The organism is Novipirellula methanifontis (assembly GCF_052161655.1).
GTDB lineage: Bacteria > Planctomycetota > Planctomycetia > Pirellulales > Pirellulaceae > Novipirellula.
Genome location: NZ_CP197418.1, coordinates 5,603,333 through 5,623,114 on the forward strand (window position 1 = coordinate 5,603,333; position 19,782 = coordinate 5,623,114).

At 53.6% G+C, this 19,782-nt stretch carries 11 protein-coding genes; 3 read left to right on the plus strand and 8 right to left on the minus strand.

The genetic code is table 11. The annotated features are described in order from the left end of the window. Positions 1–19: 19 nt before the first annotated feature. Positions 20–2,680: a protein kinase domain-containing protein gene (locus tag SH528x_RS20400; protein WP_442505298.1), complete on the plus strand. Its 2,661-nt coding sequence runs from the start codon at positions 20–22 to the stop codon at positions 2,678–2,680. A gap of 16 nt (positions 2,681–2,696) precedes the next feature. Here SH528x_RS20400 and SH528x_RS20405 read toward each other — a convergent pair whose 3' ends face one another. The 3 genes from SH528x_RS20405 to pilM all read right to left on the minus strand — a co-directional run bounded on the left by SH528x_RS20405 (position 2,697) and on the right by pilM (position 9,154). Beyond that, complete coding sequence (locus SH528x_RS20405; protein ID WP_442505299.1) at positions 2,697–4,745, minus strand: hypothetical protein; 2,049 nt, start codon at positions 4,743–4,745, stop codon at positions 2,697–2,699. A 285-nt stretch (positions 4,746–5,030) separates the two neighbouring features. After that, positions 5,031–6,827, minus strand: coding sequence for a hypothetical protein (locus tag SH528x_RS20410; RefSeq protein WP_442505300.1), 1,797 nt, complete (start codon positions 6,825–6,827; stop codon positions 5,031–5,033). A 170-nt stretch (positions 6,828–6,997) separates the two neighbouring features. After that, complete coding sequence (gene pilM, locus SH528x_RS20415; protein ID WP_442505301.1) at positions 6,998–9,154, minus strand: type IV pilus assembly protein PilM; 2,157 nt, start codon at positions 9,152–9,154, stop codon at positions 6,998–7,000. Positions 9,155–10,105: 951 nt separating this feature from the next. Here pilM and SH528x_RS20420 point away from each other — a divergent pair. Further along, on the plus strand, positions 10,106–12,964 hold the full coding sequence (locus tag SH528x_RS20420) for a hypothetical protein (protein ID WP_442505302.1): 2,859 nt from the start codon (positions 10,106–10,108) through the stop codon (positions 12,962–12,964). 33 nt (positions 12,965–12,997) lie between these two features. Further along, a complete protein-coding gene (locus SH528x_RS20425) occupies positions 12,998–14,320 on the plus strand; it encodes a serine/threonine protein kinase (protein ID WP_442505303.1) in 1,323 nt (440 codons plus the stop codon). Between the two features lie 20 nt (positions 14,321–14,340). Here SH528x_RS20425 and SH528x_RS20430 read toward each other — a convergent pair whose 3' ends face one another. From SH528x_RS20430 to SH528x_RS20450, 5 genes are all read right to left on the minus strand, one after another. After that, positions 14,341–15,531, minus strand: a complete 1,191-nt coding sequence (locus SH528x_RS20430; protein ID WP_442505304.1) for a type III polyketide synthase — start codon at positions 15,529–15,531, stop codon at positions 14,341–14,343. Positions 15,532–16,067: 536 nt separating this feature from the next. After that, the gene (locus tag SH528x_RS20435) at positions 16,068–16,499 is read right to left on the minus strand and encodes an AP2/ERF family transcription factor (RefSeq protein WP_442505305.1); all 432 of its coding nucleotides are present in this window, start codon (positions 16,497–16,499) and stop codon (positions 16,068–16,070) included. Between the two features lie 725 nt (positions 16,500–17,224). Further along, positions 17,225–18,025, minus strand: coding sequence for an endonuclease/exonuclease/phosphatase family protein (locus SH528x_RS20440; protein ID WP_442505306.1), 801 nt, complete (start codon positions 18,023–18,025; stop codon positions 17,225–17,227). Positions 18,026–18,220: 195 nt separating this feature from the next. After that, complete coding sequence (locus SH528x_RS20445; protein ID WP_442505307.1) at positions 18,221–18,859, minus strand: 3-keto-disaccharide hydrolase; 639 nt, start codon at positions 18,857–18,859, stop codon at positions 18,221–18,223. Between the two features lie 177 nt (positions 18,860–19,036). After that, positions 19,037–19,663: a 3-keto-disaccharide hydrolase gene (locus tag SH528x_RS20450; protein ID WP_442512146.1), complete on the minus strand. Its 627-nt coding sequence runs from the start codon at positions 19,661–19,663 to the stop codon at positions 19,037–19,039. Positions 19,664–19,782 lie beyond the last annotated feature (119 nt).

Genomic DNA, 19,782 nt, shown 5'->3' on the forward strand with positions numbered 1-19,782 from the left:
CGTGTAATGCTGGAGATTAATGATGGATCTGAACGATTTGACCGCAAAAGAACTCGCTAGACTCGACGCGATTTGTCTCGATTACGAGCAAGCGTTGCGAAGCGGCGACGCACCGTCGATCGAAAGTTTGGTTGCAGCACATGCCGGAAACAGTGGGGAATTGTTGCGGAAAGAGTTGATTGCCGTTCGTGACGAGATTTCGACGGAACCGACAGAACGCCCACACTCTGCTTTCTCGTTCACGACGCACGCAATCCCGGTTTCCAACGCAACTCCCGAAGCCGTCGGCCGCAAAATTGGTCCCTACCTGATTACTTGTGTCCTCGGCCAGGGGGGGATGGGCATCGTCTATCAGGCAGTCGATACACGTCTGGATCGCAAAGTAGCAATCAAAATGCTGGCGATCAGCAATTCCACCCGCGATCGTGAGAAACGAGAATCGCTGCGTGAACGCTTTGAACGCGAAGCACGCGCGGTCGCCGCGTTAAGTCACCCTAACATCGTCGAACTGTTTGACGTCGGAGTGGCAGATTCGAATCCGTTTGCCGTGATGGAACTGCTCGAGGGGGAAACGCTCGACCTGTATTTGGCGAAGACCTCCTGCGACGCTAACACGGTCAGACGCATGGGGGCGCAGATTGCCGACGCCTTAGCGGTCGCCCACCGCAGTGGCGTCGTGCACCGAGATCTAAAGCCGCAGAACATTATGGTCATGCAGCGTAGTTCCGATCGAAAGGGGGGGGCGACCAATGGCTCGGCACCCCATGGGATCTCGGTAAAGCTGTTCGACTTCGGTCTGTCGCGTTCCGAAGGAAGTCTATTCGATGCGGCTCCAGGCGATCGCACCCGTGAGGGGGTGGTCATGGGAACGCCAGGCTACATGGCACCTGAACAAGCTCGCGGTGAAACCGCAGGCCCCGCCGCTGACATTTTTGCTCTGGGCTGCGTCCTGTTCGAAGCGTTTTACGGAAAACGAGCCTTTGATGGTTCTACTGCGAGCGCTCGCTTTGCTTCCACTTTGGAATCCGTTCCGGACACTGACCCCGTCCGCCGACGCGTTGATGTCGAGCTCGCCGATCTTATCAGCGAGTGTTTACAGAAAGAAATTGGCAAACGGCCCGCTTCGGCCGACGATATCGCGACGCGGTTACGACGACGTGGCACTGAACTCGATCCGATCCATCAGCAAATCGAATCAGGTTACGGAGCCGGTGTTTTCGCACGCCGCCGCTTCTTTGAACTTGTGACGGGGGGAGCACTTGGCGGAATACTCGCCGAATTGACGGTTCAATATCACAACGAAACGCTCCGAGACATTGGTTCGTTAGCAGTGCTGTCCTTCACCGATACCAACGGGCGTGCGACCCGATTAGCAAGTATGTCAGCCGGCCAGCCAATCGGCGATCAAACCACCGATCGCGGAGACGAGATTGCAGTGCTTCTAGTCAACGAGCTCAGCCGACTGAAGGACGTTAGTGTTACCCCATTTCGCCCTTTTGTCGCCAGCACTCGAGACGAATTCATTGCGATTGGAAACGAGCTTGACGTCGACGCCTTAGTGACCGGCAACTTTAACACCGTGAAACGTGGTGAGAAGTCGTTTGACGAAATCAACCTGCAGATCATCTCGTCGCGAACCGGAAATCAGCTATGGGGCCAAACATTTCTGTCGCCTACCGGAGAGAGCTTGTTAGAACAATCTCGCTTTGCATCCGAGTTGGCGGCTGCTGTGGGGCGTTCTTTGACTTCGTCCGATTCGGGCCCTTCCCCTACAAACCAAGGCTCGTTTAGCTGTCTAATGGATGGAGCTGGACGTGCTGATCCCGACAGTCCCGCTGGCTTGCGAAAGGCACTTTTGTGCTTCCAATCAGCACATCGGCAAGACAAACATTATGCCGCACCGTTGGCGGGGATAGCGCTGGCGTCCATTACGCTCGCCGCGCAAAGTTCCACGGAGGAATCGATTGAACTGATTCAGACCGCTCGCGAGTCCGTTTCGGAAGCCTTAGCACTCGATAGGAATTTGCCCAACGCACGTTTAGCCGACGCGATGTTATTGTGGCAGACGCTCTATCGTTATGAAGATGCCGCAAAAATCCTCCAAAAGTTGATTGCGGACGAACCCAATTATTGGCAAGCCCACCATCAGTTGGGACTACTCGAGCTAACGCGAAACAATCAAGCGGATGCGTTGCTACGCCTTCGCGAAGCGACTCAACTAAATCCGTTCTCAGTGATCGCCAAAGTGGGACTCGCTGAAGCACATTGGTTCTTTGGTAACACCGAGCGAGCGGTCACCGACACCATCCGAGTGCGAGATGGGCAACCCGAGAATCGCCACGCACGCGGTTTGTTGATCGACATCTACGAACACCGTCACGAATACGAACTCGCCGCTGCCGAACACGTCGATGTCGACTTCGGCCCGAAGGTGACGGTCGACTCCTATTTTGCCAAACGACAAACGCTTGATTTGGACGAGTATCCCTACGGCCCATTTGGAACCGTGCTGAATCAGGCGATACTAAACTCGCGTCTCACGGGGCGAATCGACGATGCTGAACTTGGCAAGCTCGCCGATTCGACGCCTCCGATGTTACCACTGTTGTTGTCGGGACATCCAAGCTTTGCCTCAGCCAAACGGCTGCCAAGAGCTACCGAGATACTGCCCTTGGCGTAATGACAAAGCGGACGCTTTATTCGCCCTTCTCGTCTGCGAACGAGTAGATGCGATAAGGCTGCAAGTCGTCGACTTCGCTTGAAACATCCAGCTCGCCGTTATCTTTGAATAACAGGATATTGCCAGGTTCTTTCAGGTCGTCGCCGGTCGCGATACTCAAAGGATTGCCCCCGTCGATCGCAATCACCGTGGTGCGATTACTGATCTTGGCATTGGGCAGCTTTTTGACCTCCAGCGTCAACGGATCAATCACATCGGTAAATTCGGCGGTTTTGCTGAGGACGGTACCCTCTGTGGCGTCAATTTGCATTGGAACGCGAGTTTTCAATGCGGCGTCGAACTTAGAAACCACCATCTTCGCCGTGGGTTCATTTTTCGCATACGGCACTGCGCGGTTGCGGTAGTTGAAAACCTTGATTGCGGCTGGCACGACGGGACCGGCTAGGACCGTGTTCTCGGTGGGTAGCGATACAGGTGCACTTGGCTCACTCCACGGAGTCCAGCGTTCAAATTGACGGAACTTGCTAATTGGATCGCGTCCACCTTTCTTGCGAATGGGCTCGTAAGCCTTTTCCGCTTGTGCCTGCAGTTCGCTGACTCGCGCGTAGGCTTCGGGATGCAATGTCTTGGCCAAAGGTTGCAGTAGCGGGCTGTCAGGAAAGTTCGGATCTTTCACCGAAACGCGAACTCGGTAGACGTATTTGCGACCAACCTTGGGCGAGTTTTTGTCAAACGAGTAATCAAAATCGAAGAAACGGATCAGTTTGTAATCGACGGGATCGGCCTCAATACCGGCAAATCCATATGGCGACGTCATCATCTGCGATGCAGTATCCATCATCGATCCATCCATACCAGTCGCATTCAAGTTGACGTCCGTACGCTTGATGTCGATACCTGACATGTCACCGTCTTCACCGAGCACATCCGTCGGGTCAAAAACTTTGACCTCTGGAGTTTTTAAAATTTCAATCTCTGCTTTTGTAAGCATCGGAATCATCGGATGCAACGCAAACCCCGAATAGTCATCTAACAACATCGGAGGAATCCACATCGTTAGCAGGTCGTCTCGGTAGTCGACGGGAACCAACTCGGGCGCCGTACCAGCCCACAGAATGGCAGCGATTTTTGTGTGCCAGACACGATCATAACGGTCAATCCAATCGCCGTCGGCAAGTTGATCAACGGATCGGTCCGTGACGTCAGCTCGCTGAACCTGGAAATTCCAGTATTTCGGTGTATCTCGATCCTCGGGTCGATAATTGGTCGAATCCGAAAGCGATTTTTTGAATGATTGATAAATCGCTTTGTGAGGCAGTGCAGCACCCCCGGCGATAAACCGTGCCACCATGGGGGCCGGCTTCATTACTCCGCCAGTTTGGAAGTCAGTTAAAGTGGACGGTACCGTGTAGATGGAGTGATTGTTTTTCGCGTCAAGCCGGCGGACGGCAGCAATCGCCATACTTGACTCGCCGCCCATCATACCGCCCATCTCCATCCCCATCATGCCGGACATGTCCTCTTCCATTCCCATCATGCCGGACATGTCCTCTTCCATTCCTCGTCCGCGGCGTGAGCTTCGGCGTGGTGTACGTTCCTTCTTTTCTTCGACAACAATCGGATCAGCGGGCTCGAGTTTTGCCAAAGCGTACTCGCCGTCCTTCGAGCGGATTGCCATCGTGCCAATCACGCTTTCCATTTTCAATTGAAGCGGTGCGAAAAGCTCAGGATCACGTCGTTTGAAAGATTCGTTGCGATCAATTTCACGCCAAGTACCCACAGGGGCATAACCAATACTCACATCAACCGGTGTGATCGTCTTTTTGGTCCTTTCGACAATGTCGAAGCTTGCTAATTCTCGTTCGGGGATGATCGCATCAGTGTGGTCGTCATCGACTTCCGCCTTGACTCGGGTCGCATCGTCACGCAACCGGGTCGGCTGCTCCGTAAACTCAGGCAGCTGCGTTGCTTGGTAAACAAGGAATGCCGAGACAAAGATAAAGATCGCAACAATGACTTTCTCAACATGTTGAATGGCCAATTCTTTGATTTTGTTTGAATCCATGACAGTTCCCCGAAAATGGCCTGATGAGAAGAGTTGTGCAGTCGACTGATGCATTCGATTGGAAAAGCATATCGCTTACCCCAACTCGAATCCAGCATTTATTCAATATAACAAGGTCTGAAGCAGACCACCACGTTTTTTTCCGTCGCCAATCGTCTGGTGAGTCAGAGATTTAGCACTTTTGTCGATCAAGTCGCATGATTTCGTTCGACTTTTTGCGAGCCCCCACTCGACGGCACCAATGAACATGCCACTGGACCGCCACAGTTTCGATCACAGCCCGCGTCACCCAGGCGGCGCGGCTGCGGGAGCCGTTGCTGCGGCAGCCGCATTCGGGTCCGCAGCAGCCGGAGGCGCTGTTGCGGGCGGCACCGTTGCGGGCGGAGTTGTCCCGTTCGGTTGATTTGTAGCCGGAGGCGGATTTGTTGCCGGAGGCGATGGCTCCACTGCGGCTGGCGGTGTTGCCGGTTCAGGTACCACGGGCGGTTTCGGTGTGCCGTCTCCGCCAACTGTCGGCGTTGGCAGACTGTCGCTTGTTGTCGTTGGCTTATCGCCAACGAGTCCTTCGACGACGGTTTCTTGGTCGACTTGATCGACTCCGAGCTTTGCTTTATTCGGTGGATTGTAAATGTAGATCAATCCATAAACTTCAACATCGATATCGTAGGGGTTTTCCGTCGCTGGACCTTGCTCGGTCATCATCGCTCCACCACCCATTCCGCCCATGCCACCGTCCATTGAGTCCATTCCCGCACTTTCTCCGGCACCAAACCCACCACCGCTGGGAGCACCGAAACCACCACCTCCTCCTCCTCCGCCGCCGTCCATACTGTCCATTCCCCCCATTCCGTCGCCGCCACCGGCTGCTGCGGACGAAGCACCTGCGGGAAGCAAGCGAACTTGTTTGACTTCGATCATTAAGGGAGCACTTCCACAGGCGGCGATCAAATCGGGAACCGATCGTTGGTCCATTCGCACTGCCATCATCACGGGAACTCGTTTCGCAACCGCCAAATTCACATCGGAAGGCGAATCACTATCAAGCGCTGAACGAAGCGCTGAACCCGTAATCGGAACATAGTCGGTTCCAACGTATCGATTGTCGCCGGGATCAGTCATCACTCCCATGTCGCCGCCCATCGAGTCCATGCCCATCGAATCCATTCCCATGCCCATGTCGCTTCCCATGCCCATGTCATCCATGCCCATTCCATCCATCCCCATCCCTGCGGTTTGTGAAGAAACCTGCTTGATGATACCGGGGCTGACGTTGACAGAGCGACCAATCTTGATCGTCTTTATCTCGCGAATCTTCGCTTCGAATGCTTCTTTCGCATCAATATTGACGGTGTCGATGATTTGCAGCATCTGTTTCAAAATCCATACGTTCTCTTGCGAGTAATACACTTGCAAGGTTGACGGACGCGATCCACGCCAAGGGAACAAATCCATCAGAAGTTGCTGCTGGCTCCCGTCACTCCACACAACCAACGGCTCGTTCTTGGTCCCCGAAATGTTAATCCGAGGTGCCATCAAGCCGCGAATCCCCGATTTGTCATCCAGCGAAGGGCTGAATGTTGGGTCAAACTGGGCTGTCCATTTCGCGCGAGCAATCGTAGCAATCTCTGGCAAAATCAAGCCGATGTAGTAGCGATACCGATTCAACAAGAACGCTTCCTTCTCTTGTCCTTCCTCTGGCGGATATTGGACATAACGTTCGATTGGGATCAAATCTTTGAACTCATCAACGAAGTCTTGCTGCAACTCCAAAGGCCAAGTCAACAGACTGCGTTGCCGTGCATACATCTCTGTCCATGCTTCGAGCACCTCTTCTTCGCGGGTTTCAATCAATGCCCGCATCATCTCATGCGACTTCTCGTTGGGATGCGTCGAAAGCTCGCTTTGCAAACTTGTTACCGACGTGAATGCACTCTTGATCTTGGACTGTTGTGAATCAGCCTCGTCCTGCAGACTCGAAGTCGACATATACCAAACGGCAATCGAGACGATCGCAACGAACCCGGCACCGATCCAGAAACCGTAACGCAGCACACCGGCAAGTTGTTCTTTTAGTTGTCCCATGGGAAACTCTAACGCTTTGAATATCGGAGCGGGAAAAGATTGGAAAAAGCAGAATGCTTGATTCTGCGATCACGCCCGTGATCACCCTGCGTTCCAGCGTGATGATCGGGGCTTTGGACATGTCGCTGCGGTTGTGGCGATACGACAAATCCGATTTGCGTGTTGTCTGTTTACTGCGTGTTCATCGCGACGCTCGCGTCGGCACCCGCTTCGGCTTCCTCGGCTGCCTTCGCTTCTTCCGCAGCCTTTTTCTTGGCCTCGATGCGATCGGACAACATTGATGGCTGCCAAATCACTTGGTAATCAAAGTCAAGTCGAAGCACACTGAGTGTGGGTGGCGTCCTGACGATCTCCTCGAGATCATCGATCGTTTTACCCTCGGGGAAATTTCGCTCGTCGATCTGCATCTGAGCTTTCATAACCTCTTCTTGGTCATAAAGAGGGTTCTTAATCACCACGGTCGTCGGTTTGTCATCACGAAGCAGCAGCGGATAGGAAAGACCATATTCCTGAGGGGTGAAGCTGATCTTATTGCCCTCTTCGTCGGGCAGGACGATCGGTTTTTCAAAAAAGTTAGTGGTCAATAGATTACGAACATGGTTACTACCTTCACGACCCATTCGTTTAGGGCTGTTGTAATAGTGGTATCCAGTCAACTGAATGACCCAACCAGGCCCCGAAGGACCTTCCAATGCGTTGAGTTCTTCAACATCCACCTTGCGTCCCGTGATCTTGGCCCAGCTAAGCATTTCTTCTTTGTAACGGGCCTTAACGGCGTCGGTATACCAAGTTGCCACATCTTCGAGGTGTTTCGTTTCAACCTGCGTGATATGAATCGCCTTGCGGTCTTCGTACGGCTTGCGATCTTTGGGTTCGGGCATCTCGCCGTTGGGGTAGTCTTCTCGGGGGATCATGCCATTAATCGCGCGCAGCATCTCGAGCCAGACTAAACGCCGCTCGGCATTTCCCGAGACTTCTTTGCCAAGTGCATTGAGGAACGTTAACTTCGCCTCGAGAGTTTGATCCTCGGTCTTGTGTTCCGAAGAGTAACTCGACATCTGTTGCACGACCCCTTGAGCCCCGTCCCACAGATCAGGATGTGTGACTTCCCAGTTTTTCTCGGTCAGAAAATAGTGACCAATCATGCCAAGCAGCAAAGCCGCAAGGGCAAGCAGCGTCCACGGTTTCTTGGCCCGAATCATCCGCTCGGTCAAAATCTCCTGAGGCACCAAAGAGGCGTGCACTTGGGCTAGATCGAGGCCTTGCAGACAAAGTCCATAACAGACCGCAAAGGTTGGTGCGTTATCGCGGAAGGTTGGGATCGCCAAAACATCGTCGCCGGTCAACCGATTGAATCGGTCGAGTGTATCGACTTCGAAACCAAGGTTTTTGCTCAAATACGCAGCCAAACCGGGCATTTTGACAGTGTTACCCGCGACAACCATCCCGGTGACATTGGCTTGTTTGTCGATGCTGCGGAAAAATCCAATCGAACGCTGGACTTCGGTCACCAAGTCATTGAAAACCGGACGCATCGTTTGGAAGATCAACTTTGGATCGACCGCTTCGCGAGCGTTGCGTTTGAGATGCTCGGCCTTGGCAAAGGTAAGCTTCAAGTCCTTTGTCAATTGACGGGTAAAGTGGTTACCACCGATCGGCATACTTCGCTGCCAGATGCGGAAACCGTTCGTGATGATCAAATCACTCGAGTCCGTGCCAATCGAAAGCAGGACGAGCGAATCGGGCGGGTTGTCGACGTCAAACGCTTCGTTGGCCAACCGTTCATGCAAACGGTCAAACGCAATCATATTGTAGAGCGCTAACGGAGCGAGTTGGATTTGGTCAACTTCGATGTCAGCGTCGACAAACGGTTGCAATTGGCGATAAACCTGATCGCGTTTCATCGCGAACAAGCCAACCTCACTTTCCAACGCGTAGCCTTCCTCGATCAAACTGCCCGGCATCATCTGGTGATCCCAGACCACGTCAGCCAAGTCAAAAGGAATCTGTTGGCGAGCCTCGTAGCGAACGATATCGGCGACCTTCTTCAGCTCGACTGGCGGTGGCTTAAAGAATTTTGCCAAACCGGTTTGACCAGGAACGCTGATTACGACCTTTTCATTGAAGCCGTCATTGCGATCAAGCAGTTGGTTGATCGCATCGGCTATCAGTTCCTCAGGCACCGCTTCGGGCTGGCTAAGAATCTTGGGGTATTCAATGAAATCGAAAGCATCCGCGACCACTTCGTCATCCACGATCGAACAACGCAGCGCTTTAAGTGCCGATTGGCCGATTTCGATTCCCCATACACCGGAGCTAGAAGCCATTTAATCTTTCTCGTGGATTGCGTCAGAGAGAATGTTTGTCAACGAATAGGATGAGCGGGATAAGGTAATGCGTCCCAAAGCGTTAACGCGTGGGTTCGCGAGTCGATTTAGCGTTTTCGACACCGGCGAAGGCATTCGCATTCCATTGTAAAGGCTCGCGAGCGCCATTGCACTGTGTTTCAGGACGAAATTCCGTCTTTGTTTCGCTGAAACGACCGGTTCTGAATGTGCCGAGGCTCATACACGGCACGCTACTACTGAATTTTAACGATCAACTACAAAATCGTCCACGATTCGCCGGCAGTAATCGATTCTGTAGTGTAACACGCGAAGTCATTTTCGATGGCAAAAGTGTTTTGGATTCGCACTGCCAAGCAAGCTCACGTCTTGGGCCAAACCGCCGGAAAATCCGGTTGTGACGAATATGCCGATTCCCACAACCGCGTCATGCCCCCAGTGGCAGGCAAAGGCTGGCGATGCACAAACGTCGCGACACACAAAAGAGACTGCTGCTTTAGTTAGCCGTTTTGGCGCTAGCCACGGTTTCGTGACCATCCAACCAGGGCTAGCGGGCTGTTGACTTAGTGAGCCGCTCGCGCGTGAGGTGCCGGGTTCCACGCAGCACCCGGTGCCTTACGGCCCACGGCTCACCTCGGCAGCGGTCTGTTCCCAGTTGCCATCGACTTCGGAGCCAAATGGGTGGGCTTCATTGCGGGCGGGGATTGTGGTCCTGTTTTTGGAACGTTTTACTCGCGGCGCCGTAGAAATTCGCTTGGCTTGGTGTCGCAAGTCGCACGTTCCGGCAAGAATAGACGAAAACCTGAACGAGCTATCGGATTCGCCGTAAATGACTCCCCGCTTGGCTGAAATCAGTGCAATGATTGATCAGCGGCAAATACGATAGCTGGATCGTAACGAATCGACCCCCTCTTAACTCAAATTTAGTTTGTTATGGCGAGCCTCGACGAGTGCTGTATTTTGATCCCTGTTTCGACCCTAGAGGATTTTCCGAAACATGCTTCTGAGGATGATGCGAAAAGTTTGCTGGCGGCATGGAGCGTGCTTTGGCACCCCAAATTAGTTGCCGCATCCCGGCAAACGCCGACGTGGTATCGCGCTGACAGCCCTCCTGAACTCGATCGCGGCAGCCGTGTGATTGTGGTTCCGACCCTCAGTACGTCACAGTTGCCCGCGGATTTCGAAGCCAACTGCCGCGCCAACGAATCCATCCAGTGGATTACGGGAGCCAACCGCAGCGAGATGCTGCGAACGCTCGGATTGTCGCAAGCCGCAGAAACGCTTCAAGCGGAACAACGCACCGTCGCAGCCGAAGACTTCTTTGCGCTTGGCTATGCGATGCTGCAAATCCAGATAATGACGCGGCGACTTCGTTACACGAGCAACTTGGACGAGATCCATTTTCAAACCAAGCTTGTCACCGCGGCAGAGGCTTTTGTTGCCGGAAACGCCGCCGAATGCGTCTCGGCACTGCACGATTGCTACGACGCTTTGGCCGAAGAACGAGACCATTACTTTTCGTCGGATCCCCATCTGGTCGATTTGACGCTGATTTCAGAGTCGACGCTTCCGTCATTTTTCGAATCGCTGCAAACGGATGGCAATCGCAACCATTCGAGTGACGCGGAATCCCCCACCGCGTCTCCAACCGCGGTGCTGGCGACGCCACGCAACGTGTTGATCGATGCTCCGATGGCCGCAGCGATTGCAAATTCGAACCACGAGGACCTCGACCGACTCCGCAGCCAACTGTCGGACGCCACATTGGGCTGGGCCGGCGGCGGATTGGGCGGCGATGTGAGCCTCGATGCGCTGACTTACTCGGATACCGAACAAGCGATCGCAAACGCCTTCGAAGAAACAGCGACTCTGATCCAGGTACGTCCGCCCGTTTACGCACGATTCTCCGGGACAACTCCCTCCGATATGACCAAAGTCATCTCATCGCTGGGCGTCGAAGGGATGATCTCTGTCGATTTTGAAAACGGCAGCGGCTATGGCGACGAGGCAAAAGTCGTCCGCAACAGCGGCGGTGTCGAAGTCCATGCATTGACCGCCAAACCCATTGATGCGTCAGGCGAAGTGGCTTTCTTAGCACTCGGGCCTCGTTTGGGCGAAGCGATCGACAGCGGTGAAATCGCGACCGGTCTACTGGTTCATTGGCCAGGCTACGAGAGCGACAGCTACAAAGACGTTCGCCGCGTCGCGTCGTGGAGTTTGGTGCTGGGACGATTCTGGAATCTCGCCGAATACTTTCGCAGCGGAGAACAGCCCTACCATCACGACCCCAGCGGCGCCGCATCGAGTGGAGCGGACAGTGCACTGGTCTCGCATGTTGCCGATGGAATCGCCAATTCGATTTCGACGATGGTCAAGCAAACTCAACAATCGATTACGAATCAAAACGTTGCGAATCTCAACGCCATGATCTCATTGGCTTCCGGAAAAACGTCGACGGAAACATCGCCCAATCCAAACCAAACAATCTTAAAATCGATCGGACTGAAGCCTAGCGACAAGGGTGCGAATGTTTGTTTGATCAACCCGACGCCGTGCCCCGTGCGTCGCACCGTCGCGATCAATGGAACCGCGGCCAAGGAAGAGCATATTTATGCGTCTACCGGAAGCGGCGTTCAATCGTTGGTGACCGTGGACGTACCCGCGTTTGGATTCTCCGTCGCTCGCAGTGAATCAGGGGGCGGATCCAATGGGCGGTCGCTTGGCCAACGCTTTCGCGACGTTTTCCGAGGCGGCGGGAAGCTTTGTGCCGTCGATGGCGTGTTGCAAAACGCGTTTGTCGAAGTCGCGATCGATCCGGAAACCGGCGGCATCAAGGGTGGCTACAGCGGGACGTCTCGAGGCAATCGTTTCTCAATGCGTTTGGTCGCCGTGGCCGGGACGAAAAAGAAAACACCAGAAAACGAACCGCTGATGAAATGCGATCAGATGAAAACGATGGTCGCCAAAGCGGAACACGGAATCATTCGCACCACCGGCCACCTCGCCCATCCCAACGGGGAAAAGATCGCCGCCTATGAATTGGATTACGAGATCACTCGCGGCAACCGCATGGTTCATGTCCATGGAAAAATTGATCTGCTCTCTAAACTCGAGGGCAACCCGTGGCAACACTACATCGCCGCACGATGCGCCGTCGCCAACGAAGCGGTCTCGTATCGGATGATCTTGCGAGACAAGATGCACCGTACCTCCAGCCGGCGCATCGTCGCACCGCTGGGAGTGATGCTGGACGAGTCCGATCGCCAAACGTTAGTTGCGTCCGCAGGTTTGGCCTATCATCGACGTGTCGAGGATCGCTTTTTGGACACTCTTTTGCAGGTCCAAGGTGAAACGCAACACGAGTTTTCGATTCACTATGGTTTCGATGTGCCCAGTCCTGTGATGGCCGCGCGTAGCGTTTTGAGCGAACCGATCGAAGCCACGGTCGAAGCGGTTGGACCGGATGCTTCACGCGGATGGTTGATTCACGCAGCTCCCAATACCGTGCTTGTAGCAGACATCGATTGCCGAAACGATGGTGACGGTAAATTGTTCGCGGTTGTTCGTTTGATTCAAACACGTTCACAGTCTTGCAGCGCTACGATTCGCTTTTGTCGAAACGTCGTCGCCGCAGTCAAATTAGACAACCGTGGTAAACTTGATACCGACGCAATGCTGAGGCGACTGAAAGAACAATCCGAGTCCCCCGGTTTGGAATTCGCAGAGGACCGTATCAAAGTGAGTGTCGCAGGGCACGAAGTGGTCGACGTATTAATTCAGTTCGACGCGTAGTGGCGTTTTCGATTAATGGGAAGCATTGCATTAATGGGCTCCGGTAATTCCAAGCCGATACTCGATTTCAAAGAGGCAACGATCCGTAGCGGATTGGTGTCGCTGAGGAAATGGAATCGTGTTTCGCAGGCATTGCTGGAAAACACCGGCAATGCCGACGACGACGCGATTGCTGCCGAGTTAATTCAGATTGGATTGATTACCGAGTACCAAGCACGACAACTCCGCGCTGGACGCACAAAATTCAACCTTGGTCCCTATCTAATTACCGATTGGATTGGGCAAGGCGGCATGGGGCAGGTTTATAAAGCCGTGCACAGTGTGATGGGGCGCCAGTGTGCGGTGAAGACACTGCCGCTGGACAAGTTGACATCGGAATCACGCATATCATTCATGCGAGAAATTCGGCTGCAGGCTGGCCTGGATTGTCCCTACGTCGTACGAGCTTTTGATGCCGGCCACGACGGCAAAGTAGATTATCTCGTCACCGAGTATGTTCCCGGAACCGATTTACGCCGATTGGTCCGCAGCAACGGTCCGTTGACGATGGAACATGCGGCGCTCGTAATCACCCAAGCCGCAATGGGATTGCAATACGCTCATGACTTGGGATTGGTGCACCGCGATGTCAAACCGGGCAATATCCTGGTGACTCCCGATGGTCACGCGAAGGTGTCCGACATCGGATTGGCCGCTTACAGTTTTTCAACCAGCGACGATGATCCCCGTGCTGGCAAAATCGTTGGCACCGCCGACTATTTGTCACCTGAACAGATCCTGAATCCATCCGAGGTCGGTCCGCTTAGCGACATTTATTCGCTCGGATGCACACTGTATTACGTTGTTGCCGGAAAGGTCCCTTTCCCCGGTGGTAGCGCGCGTGAGAAGTGCAAACGTCATTGTGAGCAAACACCATGGCATCCTCGCAAATTCTCGCCCGAGTTAACCGAGGACTTCGTCGACGTGATCGCCGACATGATGGAGAAGGATCCGGCAAACAGAATTCCCTCGGCAAACGCCGTCGTCGAGCGGCTTGAACCATGGGCCAACAATGCCATCGAGTTTGTGAATCGCCCTATCGATCGGCGATCATGGACGCCACCACCGCCTCCCAAGGAACGATCAACCTCGCGCGACGCAAACGAGTTCACGGCGTCGTCCGAGCCGCTAAGCCAATCGGACGGGAACCTTCATTCGTCGTCACCTCATCCGATGCCTTACAGTTCACCCAATAGTGCTGAGGTCACGCGGCGTGACAGCCCGCTGCTAACGGTGTTGTTAACCTTGGCAATCGCGATCCCAATCAGTCTGCTGATTGGGGCAATCATTGGGTTCCTTGTTCGTGAACGGCTATAAGCAGAAGCCGTCATCGGCCGTTACTGGAACAGTGCAGCTTCCATGGCCAAGCCGGGCCCAAACCCGAGCATCAACGTCGGTGGCTTCTGATTTTGTTGCAGCAACTCGTTCAGAACGAACAGAACCGTAGGAGACGACATGTTTCCAAATCGGCTCAACACACTACGTGACGCCAACAAGTCGTCTTCGTTTAGTGAAAGAGATTCGGCACAAGCATCGAGAATCCTCGGGCCGCCCGGGTGAATCGCCCATGACTTGATATCGGCGAGCGACAATCCGGATTGACCAAGCCACTTGTCCAGCGGCTCGCGCGTCGCACGGCGAATGACGTCGGGCACTTCGGGTGACAAGTACATTTCAAATCCGTTGTCGCCGATCGCCCACGACATCATCTCTTCGGTCCCAGGGATGATCGCCGAATAGCTACTCGTCAACGAGACTTGATCGGATCCAACTTCGTGTTCGGCCCCGGAACCGATCACCGCGGCGGCTCCATCGGCGAACAAAGAATTCGAGACAATACGTTGAGCGTCCCATCCGTACTGTTGATGCAGACTGCAGAGTTCGACAGCAACCACCAACACACGAGCTTTGGGATCGGCATCCGCATAAGCCTTGGCAACGCGAAGCCCATTCATTGCTCCGTGGCATCCCATGAACCCAACATTGGTGCGGGAAACGGTCGATGGTAAACCAAGTTCCCGAATCAAGGCGATGTCGACTCCGGGAGCGTGAAATCCGGTGCACGAAATCGTTACCAGATGAGTGATTTCATCAGGCCGCACGTCGCAGTCGGCGAAGGCTTCCAAAGACGCCTGCATCGCTAGGCCTTCGCCATGGTCCCGGTAGGCGCCTAAACGCTGAGCCGTTGTCGGCCCCCGGTCGGTGACATCGTTCGCAGGCCAATAGAATGACTGATTGGTACGATCAAGCACCGTCGTCGATGTCGATGCTTCGGTCTCGGTGACGTGCGAAGCGCTGCCGTTGTGGGACTGCGATAGAACCGACTCGCTATCAATCGCTGCGGTTTCGCCAGATTCCAACAACACGCTGTGCCGCGACTTGACCCCCGTTCGACGATACAAAGTCGAAAGCAAACGACGCTGCTGGTCAGTCTCGCAACAGATTCCGTTGGCAATTTCTGCGGAAACTTCTTGGGTTACGGAATGGCTAGGTAAGGCCGTTCCCATACCATGGATCTTCATACTCATGCGTTCCTCGAGACAAGATTCTGCAATCGGCTTCGCTCAGTCTATTTACGATTAAGCCAGACTGGCAAATGAGGGACATCCAACGAGAATATCGGAGGCAAATACACGAGAAACGCGAGGTCGTTTGGAAACAGCCCGAGACGTTTCACCCTCGGTTAAGCTTCTATTATCCATAGCATGCAAGATCTGCATAATGGTAAAAGAGATTTCTAAGCAAAACGACGCTAAATTGAGCGTATCCGCCCTGCAGAGCCCGCTAAACGTGTTACATCTGCCCCTATTTCAATAAGCAGAAAAACTAACAAGTCTGGAATAGCGGCGAAATCAAGCAAAGAGGTACACACCAACTACTCCGCAGAGCGGTTGGTGTGTGACCTCAATAGCTGACGTCGTCTGCGGAAACTTCTGGCCGATAAGTCCGCCAGGACCAGGCTCTAATGCCCCAAAAAAGCATGGCGCAACACAGCGCGTGGTTACACGGCCGAACATCCCGCAAGTAAACAAGCGTTATAATGCTAATGCGTTGGAAAAACGCACTATTTCATGCTGGCCACGCCTTTAGCACGTGCCTTCACAGCAAGTTTGTAAGCTTCGTCGTGACCATACTTCTCGACCGAAAAACGTTGTGTCTTTCGAACGCCCTTCTTGGGGCTCCACTGAGCCACCCAATACTGGTATGTTGGCTTGGACGGCCAACGGGAATCGACTTCTTCGACAAGCCGAACTCCAACTACACCTGAAGTGTTGTTCGAGCGAACAATTTTGGACAATTGTTGGGGCGTATAGCCCTTTAGCTTGCCTTCCAAGTCGTCACGGAATTTTTTTGCCGCAAGTTGAGCCTTGCGTTTTCCGCCGTATTCGTTGTCAGCAAAAAACTTGGTGTGCTTCTTGCCCTTACGCATTAAGCGAACCAGGAAGCCCCCAGACGATTCACGGTCAATCCGTGTGATGTTTCGATTCGCACTCATCGATGTTCAACTACATTACGAGTAAAAACGGGTTGTCATTTGATGGCTTTTATTGTAGACGCCCAAAACAGGTTTCCAGAGACGTACACTATGATGTACACCTGTCTTGGCGCAAAAATCATGCAAAAAATTTGCGATACTTTACAGCGGAGGGCATTTTGCACCTCTGTCTGGGGATTCGAGGAGCGATTTGGCGTGACAAGTGACTTAATCGACTTGCGCTCACTTCACCCGAGCCGAGTCGTCAAAGTTGTCTCCAATGCTACATCTCGTTCAGTGGATCCGGCTCGGATCTCTCTCTAAACGGTCTCTAGCGAAGCTCTGAATCGCTCGTGGTTATTGCCATTGGAATTCTACGAGCCGCAGTCTGCATGGTTCGCTCGGCACCTACGGTCCGTTGCAATTCATCAGCACTGCCCGTTGCTCCGGTTGCATCAAGATGCTCGCCATCATGCCTTCGTGAATCCGAAGGCATCCATCGGAGTTGGACTTGGCGGGATCGAGGAGACGTCAATCTATTGCATTGGATCGATAGGAATGACGATTCCCAAACGCAATGTGATACCTCAACACAGCAGAGTTGGCAAATTACACCAACCTTAACGATCAGTCAGAGCTGAATGACGCAATCGAAGCGGATGAGATTCTCAAACGATTCAACATGGTGTCAAAATGGTGACACCCATCACGCTGTCGGTGCCAGACAACTCAAAAGGGTCGAGTTGTCACTCGTTGCTTTCCGGCGAATACAACTCCAACACGGCAAAGATCGCTCGATGATCCGAGGCGACGGATTCGTCGAGCACCGTGACCTCAATCACTTTCCAGCGGTCATGCGGACGACAGAGGATGAAGTCGATTTGTCGAACGGGGTTAGCCACAGGGATGGTTGGCATCGGAGACTCCGATACCGACGTCCACATCGTGGCCAGCCGTGTCATCGTTTCGCTAGTGGGCACTGCATTCATGTCGCCTGCCAACAACGCCAGACGTGTTGATTGCTCGCTCACTCGGAGGTTGATGGCGTCCGCTGATGCGACGCGCTCGCGTTCGTCCCGGCGGTGGTCGAAATGGGTTGCCATGATCAACAGCGGTTCGCGGATCCCCGGAACCTCGATCTCGGCTTCGATAAATCCACGCTGTTCACCGTCATCGACATTGGGTAGCAGGTGATTCTCGTGCTTCAGGATCGGGAACCGGGAAAGTAACACGTTGCCATAGTGACCACCCTGCAACGGAATGTTCGCTCCGAAAACACCGTTCATCTCGGTCAAACGAGCCAGCACGGAGGGTTGGTCCATCGAGGCAGACCGCTTCACGTTCTGGTCCACTTCCTGCAACGCGACGAAATCGGGTTTCACCGAGCGAATCACGTTCGCGATTCGCTGCAGGTCCAATTTCCCGTCGACTCCTTCAGCGTGGTGAATGTTGTAACTGAGGAATCGCAGCTGCACCGGTTCATCGCCAACAGCGAATGGTGCGAGCGGCAGGACCAACAGGATCAATAGCCAACGGGATACGAACATCTTGTCAATTTTCTAAGCGGAGATACTAAGCAGGTCATTCGGTAGATACCGGTTAAACGTCGATTCTTTTAAGAGCCGACGGCGCTACTCGCGGGCCCTTCAACATTGCAGGAAACATGCCTGCGGCGAGTGCCGTCGGCTCAGATCATTATGGGGAATGACCCAAATTGACCTGCTTATTCCTAATCACAGATACTACAGTTCACGCAGTTTCAGGTTCCGCCAACGGACTTCGTAGGGGCCTTGGCCGGCTCCGATCCCATGAACTTGCAAACCGATGAATCCTCGTGGGTGTGACTTGTAGCGTTCTTCGTGGGTCAAATCGGAAATTGGCGTGCCATTGATCCAGGTTTGGATCTTGTTGCCCTTCGCCACCACACGGTACGAGTTCCACTGGCCTTCTTTGAAGTGATCGTGCGGTTTGCGATCTGCATCGGGCGTCATCCAACCACCCGCCGATTCGCCGTAGATATATCCCGCCATCTTGTCGAGCGAAATCTCGACTTGAGGACCGTTGACGCGACCTTCGGGTTTATCACCTACAGATTGCGATCGAATTTGAACTCCCGAATTCAATGCACTGTCGACTTTGACATCGAACGTCAATTCAAAGTCGCCATACAGTTTGTCTGTACATAGAAACGAGTTTGGACTGCCTTCGGAGGTTTTGCCAACGATCGAACCATCGTCGACGCGGTAAGTCGCTGTTCCGTTTCGTTGGGTGAAACCATCCAGATTCTTTCCGTTGAACAGATCGACAAATGTCGATTCTTCGGCGACGGAGGTACCGCCAGCGGTCAGCAGCAAACACAAAAATACAAAGGGTCGTTGCATAGCGAGATTCTCGATCGTTCGGAGAGAGGACAGGCAGCAGGCCTGTGTAGGGTGGGAAAACAAGGCGGGTTTTCGAAAATCGAACCAAGGAGCGAGCCAAATGCTCGCCCGATGATTCGCGTTCAAATGCAGGCGGTCCAGAGCACTCGTCCGCAGCTTATTGGATGGCGGTCTGGATTACGGCAGCGGTTGGACTTCGACTTTGCGGATGTTCACCGTACTGCCAGGATCGTGTTGTTGGAAGGCAAAGTAGCCCTCCTTGAAGGTCTTTTCAAAATCGAGGTATTCGTACAGTTCGTTGCCATCGATCGTGATTTTGATCCGAGTCATCTCGCGACCACGCCAAACATCGTCACGCACTTCGAGTTCGTAAGTGAACCATGTGTCGGGCTTCACATGTTGTTTGTACACATGGCACATGCCGTAAATCGATCCCGTGCGAATGGGATCGGTGTGAGTGCTGTCGATTTGGGCTTCGTAGCCGTCAGAGAATCCAGGCTTTTCGGTCGTGCGAAAGTACAAGCCCGAGTTGCCTCCATCATTGATCTTCACTTCCGCGCGATAACGAAAATTCTTGTAGGGGCGTTCGGTGGTGACGAGCATGGACTGAGGGCCTGATCCAGTGATCGCTCCATCTTTGACTTCCCAAACACTCTTTTCTTTGCCTACTTTTTGCCATCCATCGAGCGTCTTTCCATCGAACAAGGAAACCCACGCCGCGTCTTCGGCGATGACGGACGTTGAAAACGAAAGGGTCAGCAGAGCAGCACCAGCGAGAGCGATGCGGAACGAGGTGGCGTACATAGGCGGAATCCAGTTGAGTTCAAGGAAATGCGTGTCAGCGGATTGAGACGCTTTGTGATGCATTGGCGGGCCCCAAAATGGGTCCTGCGGCAGGGAGACTCACTCTAGCAACCCCACGT

Bases quoted from the DNA above. Each gene is read 5' to 3' on its own strand.
- SH528x_RS20440 (WP_442505306.1), bottom strand. From the start codon at position 18,025: ATGTTCGTATCCCGTTGGCTATTGATCCTGTTGGTCCTGCCGCTCGCA.
- SH528x_RS20420 (WP_442505302.1), top strand. From the start codon at position 10,106: ATGGCGAGCCTCGACGAGTGCTGTATTTTGATCCCTGTTTCGACCCTA.
- pilM (WP_442505301.1), bottom strand. From the start codon at position 9,154: ATGGCTTCTAGCTCCGGTGTATGGGGAATCGAAATCGGCCAATCGGCA.
- SH528x_RS20430 (WP_442505304.1), bottom strand. From the start codon at position 15,531: ATGAGTATGAAGATCCATGGTATGGGAACGGCCTTACCTAGCCATTCC.
- SH528x_RS20435 (WP_442505305.1), bottom strand. From the start codon at position 16,499: ATGAGTGCGAATCGAAACATCACACGGATTGACCGTGAATCGTCTGGG.
- SH528x_RS20405 (WP_442505299.1), bottom strand. From the start codon at position 4,745: ATGGATTCAAACAAAATCAAAGAATTGGCCATTCAACATGTTGAGAAA.
- SH528x_RS20410 (WP_442505300.1), bottom strand. From the start codon at position 6,827: ATGGGACAACTAAAAGAACAACTTGCCGGTGTGCTGCGTTACGGTTTC.
- SH528x_RS20445 (WP_442505307.1), bottom strand. From the start codon at position 18,859: ATGCAACGACCCTTTGTATTTTTGTGTTTGCTGCTGACCGCTGGCGGT.
- SH528x_RS20425 (WP_442505303.1), top strand. From the start codon at position 12,998: ATGGGCTCCGGTAATTCCAAGCCGATACTCGATTTCAAAGAGGCAACG.
- SH528x_RS20400 (WP_442505298.1), top strand. From the start codon at position 20: ATGATGGATCTGAACGATTTGACCGCAAAAGAACTCGCTAGACTCGAC.
- SH528x_RS20450 (WP_442512146.1), bottom strand. From the start codon at position 19,663: ATGTACGCCACCTCGTTCCGCATCGCTCTCGCTGGTGCTGCTCTGCTG.